The 13,807-nt window shown below is 58.7% G+C and carries 14 protein-coding genes; 3 read left to right on the top strand and 11 right to left on the bottom strand.

Annotation, left to right across the window (positions count from 1 at the left end; genetic code table 11):
* Position 1: 1 nt before the first annotated feature.
* The 5 genes from IEN85_RS20855 to IEN85_RS20875 form a co-directional block, all read right to left on the bottom strand.
* Entirely contained in the window at positions 2 to 688 is a 687-nt protein-coding gene (locus IEN85_RS20855; protein ID WP_191619038.1) for a carboxypeptidase regulatory-like domain-containing protein, read from the bottom strand.
* Positions 688 to 2,025 (bottom strand): hypothetical protein, encoded by a 1,338-nt coding sequence (locus IEN85_RS20860; protein ID WP_191619039.1) that lies wholly within the window; start codon positions 2,023 to 2,025, stop codon positions 688 to 690. Before IEN85_RS20860 ends, IEN85_RS20855 begins: the two co-directional genes overlap by 1 nt.
* Positions 2,026 to 2,163: 138 nt before the next feature.
* Positions 2,164 to 2,433, bottom strand: a complete 270-nt coding sequence (locus tag IEN85_RS20865) for a hypothetical protein (RefSeq protein WP_191619040.1) — start codon at positions 2,431 to 2,433, stop codon at positions 2,164 to 2,166.
* Positions 2,430 to 3,638, bottom strand: coding sequence for an aminotransferase-like domain-containing protein (locus IEN85_RS20870; RefSeq protein WP_191619041.1), 1,209 nt, complete (start codon positions 3,636 to 3,638; stop codon positions 2,430 to 2,432). The genes IEN85_RS20865 and IEN85_RS20870 overlap by 4 nt, the downstream gene beginning before the upstream one ends.
* A 50-nt stretch (positions 3,639 to 3,688) precedes the next feature.
* Complete coding sequence (locus IEN85_RS20875; RefSeq protein WP_191619276.1) at positions 3,689 to 3,868, bottom strand: hypothetical protein; 180 nt, start codon at positions 3,866 to 3,868, stop codon at positions 3,689 to 3,691.
* Here IEN85_RS20875 and IEN85_RS20880 point away from each other — a divergent pair.
* Complete coding sequence (locus IEN85_RS20880) at positions 3,809 to 4,693, top strand: LysR family transcriptional regulator (RefSeq protein ID WP_191619042.1); 885 nt, start codon at positions 3,809 to 3,811, stop codon at positions 4,691 to 4,693. The genes IEN85_RS20875 and IEN85_RS20880 overlap by 60 nt on opposite strands.
* A gap of 4 nt (positions 4,694 to 4,697) precedes the next feature.
* Here the strand turns inward: IEN85_RS20880 and IEN85_RS20885 are convergent, their stop codons facing one another.
* Positions 4,698 to 5,699, bottom strand: coding sequence for a metal-dependent hydrolase (locus IEN85_RS20885; protein ID WP_191619043.1), 1,002 nt, complete (start codon positions 5,697 to 5,699; stop codon positions 4,698 to 4,700).
* A 174-nt stretch (positions 5,700 to 5,873) separates the two neighbouring features.
* Positions 5,874 to 6,683: a spondin domain-containing protein gene (locus IEN85_RS20890; protein WP_191619044.1), complete on the bottom strand. Its 810-nt coding sequence runs from the start codon at positions 6,681 to 6,683 to the stop codon at positions 5,874 to 5,876.
* A 250-nt stretch (positions 6,684 to 6,933) separates the two neighbouring features.
* Here IEN85_RS20890 and trpB point away from each other — a divergent pair, with 250 nt between their 5' ends.
* Both trpB and IEN85_RS20900 read left to right on the top strand, forming a co-directional pair.
* Positions 6,934 to 8,157, top strand: a complete 1,224-nt coding sequence (gene trpB, locus IEN85_RS20895; RefSeq protein ID WP_191619045.1) for a tryptophan synthase subunit beta — start codon at positions 6,934 to 6,936, stop codon at positions 8,155 to 8,157.
* Positions 8,158 to 8,273: 116 nt separating this feature from the next.
* Positions 8,274 to 9,146, top strand: coding sequence for a YicC/YloC family endoribonuclease (locus IEN85_RS20900; RefSeq protein ID WP_191619046.1), 873 nt, complete (start codon positions 8,274 to 8,276; stop codon positions 9,144 to 9,146).
* A 32-nt stretch (positions 9,147 to 9,178) separates the two neighbouring features.
* Here the strand turns inward: IEN85_RS20900 and lspA are convergent, their stop codons facing one another.
* From lspA to IEN85_RS20920, 4 genes are all read right to left on the bottom strand, one after another.
* Positions 9,179 to 9,667 carry a signal peptidase II gene (gene lspA, locus IEN85_RS20905; RefSeq protein ID WP_191619047.1) on the bottom strand — a complete coding sequence of 163 codons (489 nt, stop codon included), beginning with the start codon at positions 9,665 to 9,667 and terminating at the stop codon, positions 9,179 to 9,181.
* A gap of 10 nt (positions 9,668 to 9,677) precedes the next feature.
* Complete coding sequence (locus tag IEN85_RS20910) at positions 9,678 to 10,445, bottom strand: TraR/DksA family transcriptional regulator (protein ID WP_191619048.1); 768 nt, start codon at positions 10,443 to 10,445, stop codon at positions 9,678 to 9,680.
* A 6-nt stretch (positions 10,446 to 10,451) separates the two neighbouring features.
* A complete protein-coding gene (gene ileS, locus IEN85_RS20915) occupies positions 10,452 to 13,238 on the bottom strand; it encodes an isoleucine--tRNA ligase (RefSeq protein WP_191619049.1) in 2,787 nt (928 codons plus the stop codon).
* Between the two features lie 179 nt (positions 13,239 to 13,417).
* Complete coding sequence (locus IEN85_RS20920) at positions 13,418 to 13,732, bottom strand: hypothetical protein (protein ID WP_191619050.1); 315 nt, start codon at positions 13,730 to 13,732, stop codon at positions 13,418 to 13,420.
* Positions 13,733 to 13,807: the final 75 nt, after the last annotated feature.

A 13,807-nucleotide genomic window follows, 5' to 3' on the forward strand; every position in this document is an offset into this window, starting at 1 on the left:
GCTATATTTTGGGTAGGTCTGCAAAGCCCATCTCGATGTCGATCTCGATTTCCCCCTCTGCGGGAACCTCGATGTCGATGAACTTGCTGGGGAGCCGCTCGTGCCAAGCTTTCAGGCGGTATTTTCCAGGCGGCACGTCAGGAATTTCGAATCGCCCCTTGCGATCGCTCTTGGAAAACCAGGGGTTGGGAAGGACCAGCACGACGCAGTGCATTTGGCTGTGAATGGCGCAGAAAACGTCGATCTTTCCCGTTTTTTCGAAGACAAGGCTTTTTGCGTCGTCAGAGCTCTTGTACATGCCCAAGTCGAAGGGCTTCACATCGGACATCGAAAAAACGTTGTGGTAAATGTCGTCTCGGTTTGGCCATTCGATCTCCGAACCTGCCACGATGGGTGTGATGTGAGGGAAGAAGCTTCCGTCTCGCTGCACGACGCTGGCCTTGGGGCGGCCGGATGCTTCGGTAGCGGGATGCTCGACCTCGTCGATGCTAACCACAAAATCGCCGAGGGAATCGTAGTCGATCTGCTCCAGGAACTTGTATCTGCGGCTTTGATACGCTCCTCCAGGACTGCTTTCGTCGCTTGCGGGACGGGAGGCTTGTATGGTGCCTTTGATTGTGCCCGCAATGAGGTTGGCAGGAAGAGTGAGGACGCTGCAGAGCGAAGTGATGGCAATTAGAACGCGCATTAGAAACGGACTCCTACTTCAGCTGCGATTTGGTCAGTGTCCTTGCGATCTCGCCCATTGGTTTGGTCGCCTTCCTCGATGCTGTATTCGAGTTTGAATACGACATCGTCGAAGGCCCAGTAGCCGAAGCCTAGGGACAGGCGCTCTAGCTTTTCGGTCAGGATGCCTCCGAAGAGGTAGATGCTGCGGGCCCCGTTGCCGGAGAATGGGTAGCCTCCATCGACCTCCATGGCGCTGTAGCGCGCCGCCGCGTAGAAGCGTTCGCCGAGGGTCTGGCGCGCTTCGATGCTGTAGAACTCGAAGTCGCGGCTGCTGTCGCCTTGAGGGTCGTTGTTGTCGTACCAGGCTTGGCCGTAGTGGCCGGTGAGTAGTCCGCTATCCCATTCGTAGGTGAAGTCGAGCTCGGCAAGGTCGGCCCAGAACTTGGTGGTTTGAGTGGAGCCGAGGGAGAGGAATACTACGTTGCCGATCCAAAGCTCGGATTGGGCGTCGCCGGCGACGTCGATGTCGCCCGTTCGCATGAGGCTACCGCTGAGCTTGAAGTTTTCGTTGAATTGGTAGGCGACGCGTCCGGCGATCGACTTGTCGCTGTCGAAATCGCGCAGCAGCGAAGTGCCTCCGTTTTGGATGGCGACTGCGTAGGAAAAGTTTCCTTCGTCTCCGTAGAGTTCGATCCCTTGGTCGATGCCCCAGAGGTCGGCGACGCTGTGGGAAACGAGTGGATTCTCCATTACATAGCGGTTCAGGTATTCCTCGCCGAAAGGGATGTCGAAGCGTCCGATGCGGAAGTTGAAAAGGTGGCCGTAGTCTGGTCCGAAGATGTTTTCCACGTCGAGGTAGAGCGAGCCGACCTCGATGGATTCGTTTCCGGACTCGCGGCGAAAGAGCTCGAGGGTGGAGACGAGGTAGGCGTTGTGATGGACCTGTGCTTCCACAGTGAGGCGTGCGTCGTCGACTCGAAACTCCTCGTTGGGGAATTCGTTGTTTGCTTCTCCGGCGAAAAATGCGAATCCGGCGTCCCCGGAAATAAGGATGCGGTCGCTGCCTCGCGAAGGGGCGAAGGTGCTGGCGGGGAGGCTTGTTTCTCGCAATTCCGCGATCGCCTCCTCTTGTTCGGCGACCTCCAAGGCTTGCGAGTCGAGCCGAGCTTTGAGCTCGGCGATCTGCGCCTGCTGTTGCTGGGCCAGCTTGAGCAAAGCTTCGTTCTGCTCGGCCAAGGCGGCGAGACGTTGCTCGAAATCGTCTGCGAGGAGGCAAGGCAGAAGGGCAAGCGCTGCCCCGACAGATGGCAAGAGACGTCGAGTGGGCGTGGTGGAGCAGGCGGTAAGGGAGGTCATTACCCCTCTATTAACGGCTGCTACTCAAACGCTTTTAGCGAAAAGGCCTGTTGATGGTAGGAATTAGAACGCGTTATCGCCCCGGCAAGCCTCCGCCCGGTTCCTCTCTATCGATAGAGCGCAAACCGGTTTCAAAACCTAAGCGTGGCCGGGCCAAGCTCCGCAAGCGGCTTTGGTCGTGGCGGCGGGGATGAGCTCGGTGGTGGGGTCGCTGAGGGAGAGGAGAACCGAGGTGGCTCGATCGCCTTTGCCGAGTTCCTGGAGGGCTTGGAGGAAGGCTTGGTAGCGGAAGTCTCCGGTGGCTCCGTCGCGCTCGACGCGGTCCATGAAAGCGGCGATGTCGATCAGCTTGGACCGGGCGTCCATGAAATACAGGTCAACGGGGTTTTGCGGTTTCGCGGGCTTCATGAGGCCGACTCTGCGCAGGCGGCGGTCTGATGCAAGTCGCGGACGACCGCGGCGAGGATGCGGATGCCTTCTTCCATGCGCTCGGGGGAGACGAGGGAGAAATTTAGGCGCATGCTGGTGCCGACATCCTCTGGATCTGCGAAAAAGGGAGCGCCAGGCATGAAGGCGACGCCACGGGAAAGTGTGTCGTTGAGGGCTTGGGCGAGGTCGATTCGTTGGGTGAAGCGTAGCCAGAAGAACATGCCGCCGCTCGGAACTTCCCAGCTGGCGAGGCCCGAAAAATGGGCGGCGAGCAGCGTTTGCATGAGGTCCCGTTTCTGGCGGTAGTGTTGGCAAAGGCCGTCGATGCGGGCTTGGTTGACGGCGGGATCAGCCAGCATCTGGGTTGCGATGAACTGGGCGGGGCGGTTGCTGTGCAGGTCCGCCGCTTGCTTGAGCTTGAGCAAGGGCGAGAAAAGTTCGGGAGAACAGGTCAAGCTGCCGAGGCGTAGTCCGGGTATGAGGGTCTTGGAGACGCTTGCCAAGTAGATCCAGGGACTGGTTTGCAAGAAGCTGGCGATGGGAGGTGGGGGCGGTGCGTCGTAGGCGATATCTCGGTAAGGATCGTCCTCAAGCAGCAGGGTTGCGTGCTTATCTAGAACGGCGGCGATTTGCTTGCGTCGCTCGAGGCTGTAGCTGGTGCCGGACGGATTCTGGAACGTCGGATTCAGGTAGATTACGGGCGCTTGCGTTTCGTTTAGAAGTCGATCGAGAGCTCGCGGACAGATACCTTCGCTATCGAGCGGCAGACTGTGCAGGTCGGCCTGGAAGAGCTTGAAGACTTGGATGGCCGCTAGGTAGGAGGGCGCTTCCAGTATGATGGGGGTGCCCGGTTCCAAGATGAGCTTGGCGGCGAGGTCGAGGCCTTGTTGGGAGCCGGAAGTGATCAAGGTGGTGTCGGCGTTGGCGGGCAAGCCGAGGCCTTTGCTGCGTCGCGCGAGGATCTCGCGGAGGCTTCGTTCTCCCTCGGAGGGGCCATACTGGAAAGCGCTGGGAGGAACCTCGGGCAGCTTCAAGTCGCGCCAAAGCGAGGCGTCCGGCAAGCCTCCGGCGAAGGATATGATCTCTTTGTCCTGGGTGCGGGAAAGGATGTCGCGAGCGACGGAGCCGGTAAGCTTGTCGATGCGAGACGCTAGGCGTGGTGAAGGCGCAGTCGGGGTTTTCATGCCGCATCTTAGCAAAGTTCTTTAAATAACGAAAATATCAGTTTTATCTACTAAAGATAACAAAAATGGTATGAGTTGGGTGTCGAGAGGAAGAAGAAGAAGAAGAAGAAGAAGAAGAAGAAGAAGATGAAGAAGATGATGATGATGAAGATGAAGAGGGAGAGGTGGGGATGAAGGGGCCGACGCATCGGCAGATCGGGGCCTTCTTGGAGGTGTGCCGGGATTTTCACTTTTCGCAGGCGGCGAGGCGCTTGGGAATGGCTCAGCCCCAGCTAAGCCGTACTGTGCGGGAGCTGGAGGCTTACATCGGGACCAAGCTTTTTGCGCGGCAGGGGCGCAAGGTGTCCTTGAGCCCAGCGGGAGAGGTTTTCCTGCGGGAGGTTTTCCAGCTGCCGGCGATTTTAGGCAGGGCTGTTGAAGGGGCGAGGCGGGCGGCTGCGGGAGAGGAGTCGGTGCTTCGCCTGGGATTTGTGGGAGCGTTGATGGGGGAAGAGCTGTTGGAGGTTTTTGAACGCTACCGTAGCCAGCATCCGGATACGCAGTTGAGCCTGTTCGATTTGCCTCCGTCCGACTTGCTTCGCCAAGTGGAGTCGGCGGAGCTGGATGGCGCCTTTCTCGGAGTTAAGCCCAAGGAGTTGCCGAAGGGGCTTTCCAGTTTCCAGTGGAAGGAAGAGCCGGTGTTGGCTTGCTTGCCGCGGGAGCATCGCTTGGCGAACCGGAAGCGGATCAAGGTCGCCGACTTGCAGGATGAAACGGTCGTGGTGTTGGCTGCTTCCCTCGCTCCCTCGTATCGAGATTTCTTGGACGAATTGTTGGAGACGGAGGGTGGGCGGAACGGTCCCTACCTGGAGACAAATGGAGCGGACGCAATTTTGAGTATGGTGGTGGCGGGTTGCGGAGTGGCTCTGTTGCCTCGCTCCGCCTTGCGAAAAGCGGAAGGGCGATTGGTCGCGGTGCCGCTTGCTGGGACGCAGGCGCGATTGCGGGAAGTCTTCTTGTACCGCTCGGGCGAAAGCCGTGTCGTTTCGCCTCTTTTAGAGCTTTTGAGAGGCTAGGGACCTATTCTCCCTTCAGCATTTTGAGGAGGTCCTCGCGGTCGGCTTCGCTTACGTTCCGCCGGGGTTCGAAGGCTGCGTGGCCAGCTTCGTTTATTTGGGCGAGGTTCAAGCCCCAGAGGGGGGCGATGGAATTGGGAACGGCCGCGTAGCGGAGGTCGGTGACGTAGCTGGGCTCGCTTGGCAAGGAGGCTAGGTAGCCCTCGGAAAAGTGGTCGAAGCGACGGAGGTCGGAAGCGAGGGGCGAATCCGGAGGGAGGTTCGCCAGGGCTGCGGAAAGATCGAAGGCGGGCAGTTGGGTTCCAGGATAGGTTTTGTTGGGGCTGAGGAAACCAACGCGTACCGCGTCGACAAAGTACTGCCCCTCGTAGAGATAGACGCTGCGCCAGAGCAGGAGGTTGGCGATGGAGGGCTTGACGGTTAGCCGGGTGGCGGAGCGGTGTCCCCGCTGGTCGATGAGCTCGCGCTGGTAGGAGCTGGCCCTTAGGTTTTGAGCGATCCCTAGGCTAAGGTAGGCGAGGGCATAGCAAGCAGCGGCCTTTCCGAAGAGGGGGCGGTTCTTGAATGCGGAAAAGAGAGCCAGCGCGAGCAGGGGGATTGTGAAGAGTGGATCGATGATGGAAATGATGCTCCACGAAACTCTCAGGTCGGAAAAGGGCCACAGCAACTGGGTTCCGTAGCTCGTGCAAGCGTCGAGCAGTCCGGCGGTGGCGTATCCGATTGTTGAATATAGGTAGAGTCGCGCCGGAGGAATACGCCGACGAAGGAAGGGAAAGAATGCCAGCGCGACGAGCAAGCCGCCGAATGGAATAAAGCTCAAGGAATGGCTGAAGTGGCGATGGTACTCGATGTTCAGCAGCGGATCCGCGCTCGAGGAGATGAGAATGTCGAGGTCGGCCAGCATGCCTCCGGCAGCTCCGACGAGCGCGGCGATGCGGGAGTGCGTTGGTTTGGCGACGGAGATGGCGGCGACAGCGCCGAGCACGCCTTGGCTAACAGGATCCATGGGAGGAGAGTGGAGCGTGAATCCTGAAGAGTGAAGAGGTAATTTGGGATCGCAACCGGGCGCATTGCTCGACGCTTGTTGCGGGGCGGCAAGCAGAGGGAGCAGATACGCGCTACAGAAAAAGGCGACCTCGATTCTGAGGTCGCCGGCGAGATTTTTCGGTTCGCTTGCCTGCTAGGCTTTGGATTGGCCCATGCGTCGTTTGCTCGCGTAGCGGAAACCGATCAGGGCGATTGCTCCCATAAGTCCTATGTACTGTGTCGAGTCAGGCACTTGCTCGACTGAGATGCGAGCTAAGGGCGTGTCGCTGCCGAAGGTGGTGTTGAGTGTCCCGAGCCCGGCTGGCAGCTGCGATCCTTCGAAATTAACCAAGCCTCCGTGTTGCTCCACGGTGAGGGAGGTGGGGGTGCCTGTTCCGCCGAGGGTGGAGAAGGCGGCCCCAAAGGTGTCGTTGGCTTCCGTCCCGGCGTCCCATACGTTGCGGCCGTAGAGGTCGAAGGAAATGTTGCCGGTGAAGTTTCCGCTTCCGTCGAAAAGCATATGGGCCATGTCGTTTCCAAGGAAGGCGTCGTTAGAAGGGATCACCATGGAGGCGAAATTGAAGTAGAGGCTGGAGCCCGGGTTCAGGCTGAGCAGGGTGTAGGCCATGCTTCCCGGCGCGAAGAGGACTCCTGGAGGACCGTCGCTTCCCGTGAGTACGGCGCTGTGACCGTAGGGGGCGATTTCCGAAGCGAGCCCGCTAGGAACTCCGTCTTCCGCTAGCATCTCGAGCCCCGGCGAAGCTGCGGATCCTGCCTCGAACAGGTCGAAGCCTCCGTCGTGGAAGCCGAGGAAGAACGGGGTGAGCCAGAGTCCGCCCGGCTCGCTCAAGTTTTCGACCTTGATCTTCAAGTTGATGGCGTGGGCGCTGACGGCGGCGAAGCAGGCAGCGGCGGCTAGGCCGCGAACTGCGGCCCGGGATAGGGTGCGTGTTAATTTGTACATGTGTGATACTGAGACGAGTTGTTTCAGATCGATCTTGTAGAAGGGCTTCATTGCCCGGCGCCGATTAAGAGAGGGGAAGGCCTTGGTTCTTATTCCAGGCAAGGGGCTGTTTTTTCTGTATTGTGGGTTTAACTACGTGGGAGCAGGCCTCCGGATTGGGGAGAGGAAGGTCTCGCTTGGCAAAATAGGTGGAAAAACGCGTACAATTTTTCAGGTTGCTTAGACGAGGGGCTACGCATTCGATGCACCCATGAGCGCGAGCCCGAACACTTCTATCGACAAGTCAGCTTTGCCCGACCAACGCGGGCGCTTTGGCCAGTTTGGCGGCAGTTACGTGCCCGAAACCTTGGTCACTGCCTTGGAGGACCTGACCAAGGAGTATGAGGTGGCCAAGAAGGACCCAGAGTTTCAGGCAGAACTGGCTCACTACTTGAAGGAATTTGCCGGCCGTCCAACGGGGCTTTACTTCGCGGAGAACCTCACTCGAGAACTCGGAGGGGCCAAGATTTACCTCAAGCGGGAGGACCTGTTGCACACCGGAGCTCACAAGATCAACAACGCGATCGGGCAGGCTTTGTTGGCGAAACGCATGGGCAAGAAGCGGGTGATCGCGGAGACGGGCGCGGGCCAGCACGGGGTGGCGACGGCTACTGTTTGCGCTCACTTCGGTCTCGAATGCGTGGTTTACATGGGGGCGGTCGACATGGAGCGCCAAAAGCTCAACGTCTTTCGCATGGAGCTGTGCGGAGCGGAGGTTCGCGGGGTGGAAAGCGGACAGAAGACTTTGAAGGACGCGGTCAACGAGGCGATGCGAGACTGGGTTACCAACGTTCGCGACACGCACTACATCCTAGGATCGGCCTTGGGCGCTCACCCGTACCCCATGATGGTGCGAGACTTCCACAAGATCATTGGCGAAGAGACTCGCAAGGAAATCCTCCAAAAGGAAGGTCGTCTTCCCGACGAGCTCGTAGCCTGCGTGGGCGGCGGCAGCAACGCGATCGGACTGTTCTACGATTTCCTCGACGAAGATGGAGTGCGGATGGTCGGCGTGGAGGCCGGCGGTCACGGTATCAAGCTCGGCGAGCACGCGGCACGTTTCGAAGGCGGACGCCTCGGCGTCTTGCAGGGATCCAAAACTTACATTTTGCAAAACCCGGATGGTCAGATCGAGCTGACGCATTCCATCTCGGCGGGCCTTGACTACGCGGCGATTGGACCGGAGCACGCCTACTACCGAGACACGGGGCGAATCGAATACGCTTATGCCACGGACGAGGACGTGCTGGAGGCATTCAAGACATTGAGCCGTACCGAGGGGATTATTCCAGCCTTGGAGTCGAGCCATGCGCTGGCCTACGTGCTCAAGCGGGCTCCTGAAATGGACAAGGACAAGATCTTGGTGATGAGCTTGAGCGGTCGCGGCGACAAGGACGTGAATCAAGTCGCAAAAATGTTCGGGGCGGACGTGTGAATCTTTTACCTCAGATTACGCAGATCTCTGAGAGTATTCTGAAGTGGGATCTCTCGGTTCGGTCGGAGTTAATCTGAGAGATCTGTGGTTAATGGCATTCTTAGTTATTTGTTAGTATGAGGAGCATGACTGGATTTGGCCGCTGCGAGGTGGCGGCGGATGGGGTTGTGGTATCGCTGCGCGTGAGTTCGGTGAACCGCAAGAACCTGGAAGTGGTGTGCTCTTTGCCCAAGGAGTTGCAGCAGCTAGACCGCCAGGTGCAGGAGCGGGTACGAGAAGTCGCAGCTCGAGGACGTTTCCAGTTTTCTCTCGATGTCAGCCAGGACGGCGCCGCCAGCGGAGGCCTTCCGAGCGACGAGCAAATTGACGCAGCCATCGAACGTCTGCAGGCGATTGCGGGCCGTCACGGGGCTGATTTCAAGGTGGATGCGGACTTGCTGGTGCAGGTTTCGCGTCTGCTGGAAAAAGAGGATGCAGGCCTACCGGAAAAGACTGCGGAAAAGCTTTTGTTTCAAGCGGTGGATACGGCCCTCAAGGAACTCGTCGAGATGAGGGAAAAGGAAGGGGCAGCCTTGAAGGCCGATCTCGAGTCTCGTCGCCAAAATATGGTGACGCTCGTTGCGCAGATCAAGGAGCAGGCGCCCGGCATGGTCGCCAAGTATCGCGAAAACCTTTTGGCTCGGCTCGAGCAAGGCGGCCTAGAGTTGGACGTGAACGACGACCGCGTTTTGCGCGAAATCGCTCTCTTCGCGGACCGCTGCGACATTTCGGAGGAGATCACTCGCTTGGACAGCCATTTTGAGCAGTTCGCGGAACTGATCGCAAAGGAAGAGCCGGTGGGGCGTCCCTTGGAGTTCCTGCTGCAGGAAGTTGGGCGCGAGATCAATACCAGCGGAAGCAAGGCGAGCTCCATCGAAGTATCGCGCTTGGTCCTCGAGATGAAGAACGAGCTGGAACGGATTCGCGAGCAAGTCGCGAACGTGGAATAGGGCGCGACGGGGACTGGGGCGGGTGCTCCGTTCTAATTTTCTTTCTCTTGGCGGAAGGAAAACCAGATGTAGAGGATCACGCCGACGGTGATTCCCGAGTCGGCAATATTGAAACTAGGGAAGTGGTAGTCTCCGAATTGGAAGTCTAGGAAGTCTATCACTTTTTGGATACGTATACGGTCGATCATGTTGCCGATGATCCCGCCGATGATGAGCCCGTAGCCGAGCTGTATCTTTGGCTTGTCGAGCTCGAGCGCCTTGCGGAAAAAATAGAGGAAGCCAAGGACCACGAAGCCAACCGCGGTGAGCGGCCATGTGTATCCAGAGAACATGGACCATGCTGCCCCCGTGTTCGTGACGTGCACGATGTGGAAAAAACCGCTGATGACGTCGATGCGTTGAGGCTCCCAGAAGGAGCCTTCGGGCAAGGTGTATACGACCCAAAGCTTCGTGGCTTGGTCGAGAAACAAAACGGCTGCTGCCAAGATGAGCAGCAGCCTGTATTTGGAAAACTTGGACACGCGGGGCGTACTAGTTGTCGTCGTCGTCGGAGCCGTAGTTGAGCGAATCTTCCGAGGATGCGTCAGCGAAGACGCCGCCCGCTTGGGCTCGGGTGCGGAAGGTGTTCTTCTCGATCTGCTCTTGGGTCTTCATCGAGTAGCGCGTGAAGGGAACGGCCATGAGTCGCTCGTCGCGGATGCGCTTTCCGGTCATTTCGCAGATCCCGTAGGTGCCGGCGAAGATGCGGTCGATAGCGGCTTCGATTTCGTGCAAGGCATCTTGCTCGGAAGACACCATGCTGAGGGCGAAGTCGCGGTCGAAGGTATCGGTGCCGGCGTCGGCCATGTGTTGGCTGTAGCCGGAGAGGTCGCCTGCGTCGTCCTTGCTGGAGCGCTTGAGCGTTTCTTCAGCGTGGGCGTTGAGCCCGTGCTTCACGTGGTCGCGCAGCTCGATCAGCAGATCGTAGAAAACTTTCAGGTCGGCGGGCACCTTGCTGGCGTCGCGCTTCTTTGTTTCCTGGGCGGGGGCTGCGGGGTTGTAGCCGAGAATGTCGGCGAGGGAGGCGGCGCCGAAGCTTTGCTTTTGCTTCTTGGCTTCTGCTTCCTCGAGGGCCTTGCGAGCCTTTTCCTTAGCCGCGATGTCCGCCTTGCTTTGGGATTCTTCTTCGCCGCGAGTGCTGGCTACTGCGAGCGCATCGTCGAGCGAAAAGCCGCCTGACGCTGCAGCTGACTTTTTCTTAGCTGCTTTGTTGGCTACTTTCTTGGCGGCTTTTTTGGCGGAGGTCTTCTTTTCGGGCATTTGATATCAGGCTTTCTTTAAGGCTTGGTCGCAGCGTGAGCATGTGCGCTCGTTGTCGGTTCCGTTGTTAAGTTGCGGTTCCCATCTCCAGCAGCGAGGGCAGCGGCCGCCGCTAGCTTTTTCTGCAGAAGCCGTTAGCTCGGAGCCATCGACGGCCGCGAGTTCGACTTGAGAGACGATGAGGAGTTCCTCGAGAATGTGTTGGTAGCGATCGAGGCGGAGGTAGTTTTCCGCTTTGGGATCGCCGGAGATGGTCACGAACGCGTCAAGGGACCGTCCGATTTCACCTGCGGAGCGAAGTGCTTCGAGTTTTTCGTTCACCTGGTCGCGGAAGGCGAAGAGCTCGACGAAGTCGTCTGCCAGGTTAACGTCTTGCCATTCCTTGGCATCCGATGGCCAGTCTTGCAGGACGAGGGCGTCTTCGGTGAAGTCCTCGCCGGCGGTGAAGTAAGACCATGCCTCGTCGGTTGTGAACGGGATTACCGGTCCCATCAAGCGGACGAGGGTCTTGAAGATGTGGTAGATCGCAGTCTGCGAGGAGCGGCGCAGGGGAGCGTCGGCGGCCAGCGTGTAAAGGCGATCCTTCAGGATGTCGTGGTACAGGGAGGAGAGGGTAACGGACGCGAACTGGTTGCAGAGCTGGTAGACCTTGTGGAACTCGTAGTTGTCGTAGGCCTTTTCGACGGCTTCGGCGAGTTCGCCGACCTTGTGCACAGCCCAACGGTCAAGCTCGTGAAGTTCGTCTATTTTGAGGGCGTCCTTCTCGTAGTCGAAGTCGTAGAGATTCGAGAGCTGGAAGCGGAAAGTGTTGCGGAACAAGCGGTAGGCGTCGCCCACGCCGGCGAGGATTTGCTCGGATATGCCGATGTCGGCTCGGAAGTCGGTGGAAGCGACCCAGAGGCGTACCACGTCGGAGCCGAACTTGTCCATGTAGTGCATCAGGGTCATGGCTCCGTCGCTCTTGGAGAGCTTGGATCCGTCCTGGTTTACGAGGAAGCCGTGTGTGAGGATGCTCTTGTAGGGAGCTCCACCGGAGCGGATGACGCCGGTCCAAAGGGAAGATTGGAACCAGCCGCGATGCTGGTCGCTTCCCTCTAGATAGAGATCGCAGGGCCAACCGAGGCCGTTCTCGCCTTGTAGGACGGAGAAATGGCTGGAGCCGGAGTCGATCCAAACGTCGAGCGTGTCGGTGCCGGCCTTGAGCTTCTTGCCGTTCCAAGATTCAGGGAGAGCGATACCGTCCAGAAGTTCTTCGACGGACGAAGTGTACCAGAGGTTGGTTCCGGCAGTGGCGACCTTGTCGGCGATGGCTTTGATGACGGCTGCGTCGAGGTAGGCTTCGCCGTCCTCGTCGTAAAATGCGGGAATGGGAACGCCCCATGAGCGTTGGCGGCTGATGCACCAGTCGGGGCGAGCTTCCACGTTGGCGGTGATGCGCTTTTGGCCCCAGTCCGGGATCCATTTGACCTTCTCGATGGCGGCGACTGCCTTTTTGCGGGTGTCGTTCTTGTCGATGGCGACGAACCATTGGTCAACGGCGCGGAAGATGACGGGCGTTTTGGAGCGCCAGCAGTGTGGGTAGCTGTGGTTGATCTTCTTCTTTTTGAGAAGGGCTCCTGCTTCGTCCAGGGCTTTGAGGACCTTGCCGTTGGCGGGGACCCAGCCTTTTTCTTCGAGGACAGATTCGCCGACGAGGAAGTCGGGGATTTGGCCGTCGTCGGCGTACTTGCCCTCGTCGTTGACGGGGCAGTAGATGTCGAGACCGTACTTGAGGCCGGTCATGTAGTCCTCCTGACCGTGGCCGGGCGCGGTGTGAACGCAGCCGGTACCCGACTCGGTGGTGACGTATTCAGCCAGCACGATGGGACTCGGGCGATCGATGAAAGGGTGGTGGGGCTGGACGTTCTCCAGCTCTTCGCCGCGCAATTCGTGCACGATCTTCCAATCATCGAGTTCAAGGTCCTTGGCGAATTGCTCGGCGAGGTCCTTGGCGACGATGTGTACCTTTTCGCCGGTGTCTACGAAAGCGTAGGTGAGGCGAGGGTGGACGGCGACGGCGAGATTGGCCGGGATGGTCCAAGGTGTGGTCGTCCAGATGACGATGGAAAGCGGTTTTTCGATGCCGAACTTAGCTTTTTCGGCAATATCGAAGGCGACCCAGATGGAGGGGCTGGAGTGGTCCTTGTACTCGATTTCCGCTTCCGCGAGGGCGGTGGCGCAGGGGATGGACCAGTAGACCGGTTTTTTGGAGCGGTAGACGAGGTCTTGCTCGACGAAGGAGGCGAGGGTGCGGAGGATTTCCGCTTCGTAGGCTGGGTTCTTGGTTTTGTATTCGTTTTCCCAGTCGCCGAGCACTCCGAGTCGCTTGAACTGGGAGCGTTGCACGTCGATCCAGTGCTCGGAAAAGGCGTCGCACTTGTCGCGGAGCTCCGCGGTAGGCAGGTCCTTGCCTTCGGCCTGTAGTTCCTTGGTGACCTTGTGCTCGATGGGCAAGCCGTGGCAGTCCCAACCAGGGATGTAAGGCGTGCGGAAGCCCTGGGCGGCTTTGTAGCGCAGGACGATTTCCTTGAGGGTCTTGTTCAGGGCGTGTCCGAGGTGGAGTTCGCCGTTGGTGAACGGAGGTCCATCGTGGAGGAGGAAGGCGGGCTTGTCCGCGTTTTTGTCCTGCAGTTTCTGATACAACCCAATCTTGTCCCAGTGTTCGACTCTGGCTGGCTCGCGCTTGCCAAGATTTGCCCTCATGGGGAAGGCGGTTTTGGGAAGATTCAGGGTATCTTTGAAGTTATCTGACATGCCCGTTTTTAGGAATGCGCGGATACTGGCTAAGGGGGGAGGCGTGTCAAGGATGGAGGGAAACGGATTTCCTCGGCGGCCTTTTTTCGTCCTTTCTCCTTCCGCTGCAAGCGGATGCCAAGCGTTACCGCCTCGTTCGGCTCGAGCAGCGTGGTCGCCAGATTGATAAACCCGCCTTTTTAGATTCCGACGGCGCTGCGAATGCTTTGGAAAAGCTGGTGAGTATTTTCGGGGACGATGCGGTCGACTACGATGGATGGGGCGTATTGGTGCTCGATGTCGATGTGAAGCCCGTCCTCGGAGCCCGGGCTGACGAAGTCGGCGATGAAATCCATGCCGCCCCGCGGGCGAAGCCATTTATAATAGAGGTCGGCGTGCAGGCTTTCTATGAGGATGTCCGACTCCAGCCTGAGGCTGCAAATGAGGGTGAGGTCGCGGAAGGAAGCGAACCAAGTCGGGGGATTGAGAAGTTCGTCTCTTATTATGATAGTCATAATGTGGCGCGTTTTGCCGGTTGCTCTCGCGTTGCCTTAGCTAAGCCTCAACTGCGCCAAACTCAACAACGTCGC

This window comes from Pelagicoccus enzymogenes (genome assembly GCF_014803405.1).
GTDB classification, from domain to species: Bacteria; Verrucomicrobiota; Verrucomicrobiia; order Opitutales; family Opitutaceae; genus Pelagicoccus; species Pelagicoccus enzymogenes.

Bases quoted from the DNA above. Each gene is read 5' to 3' on its own strand.
- IEN85_RS20865 (WP_191619040.1), bottom strand. From the start codon at position 2,433: ATGAAGCCCGCGAAACCGCAAAACCCCGTTGACCTGTATTTCATGGAC.
- IEN85_RS20860 (WP_191619039.1), bottom strand. From the start codon at position 2,025: ATGACCTCCCTTACCGCCTGCTCCACCACGCCCACTCGACGTCTCTTG.
- IEN85_RS20890 (WP_191619044.1), bottom strand. From the start codon at position 6,683: ATGTACAAATTAACACGCACCCTATCCCGGGCCGCAGTTCGCGGCCTA.
- IEN85_RS20880 (WP_191619042.1), top strand. From the start codon at position 3,809: ATGAAGGGGCCGACGCATCGGCAGATCGGGGCCTTCTTGGAGGTGTGC.
- IEN85_RS20900 (WP_191619046.1), top strand. From the start codon at position 8,274: ATGAGGAGCATGACTGGATTTGGCCGCTGCGAGGTGGCGGCGGATGGG.
- IEN85_RS20920 (WP_191619050.1), bottom strand. From the start codon at position 13,732: ATGACTATCATAATAAGAGACGAACTTCTCAATCCCCCGACTTGGTTC.
- IEN85_RS20885 (WP_191619043.1), bottom strand. From the start codon at position 5,699: ATGGATCCTGTTAGCCAAGGCGTGCTCGGCGCTGTCGCCGCCATCTCC.
- IEN85_RS20910 (WP_191619048.1), bottom strand. From the start codon at position 10,445: ATGCCCGAAAAGAAGACCTCCGCCAAAAAAGCCGCCAAGAAAGTAGCC.
- IEN85_RS20855 (WP_191619038.1), bottom strand. From the start codon at position 688: ATGCGCGTTCTAATTGCCATCACTTCGCTCTGCAGCGTCCTCACTCTT.
- IEN85_RS20870 (WP_191619041.1), bottom strand. From the start codon at position 3,638: ATGAAAACCCCGACTGCGCCTTCACCACGCCTAGCGTCTCGCATCGAC.
- ileS (WP_191619049.1), bottom strand. From the start codon at position 13,238: ATGTCAGATAACTTCAAAGATACCCTGAATCTTCCCAAAACCGCCTTC.
- trpB (WP_191619045.1), top strand. From the start codon at position 6,934: ATGAGCGCGAGCCCGAACACTTCTATCGACAAGTCAGCTTTGCCCGAC.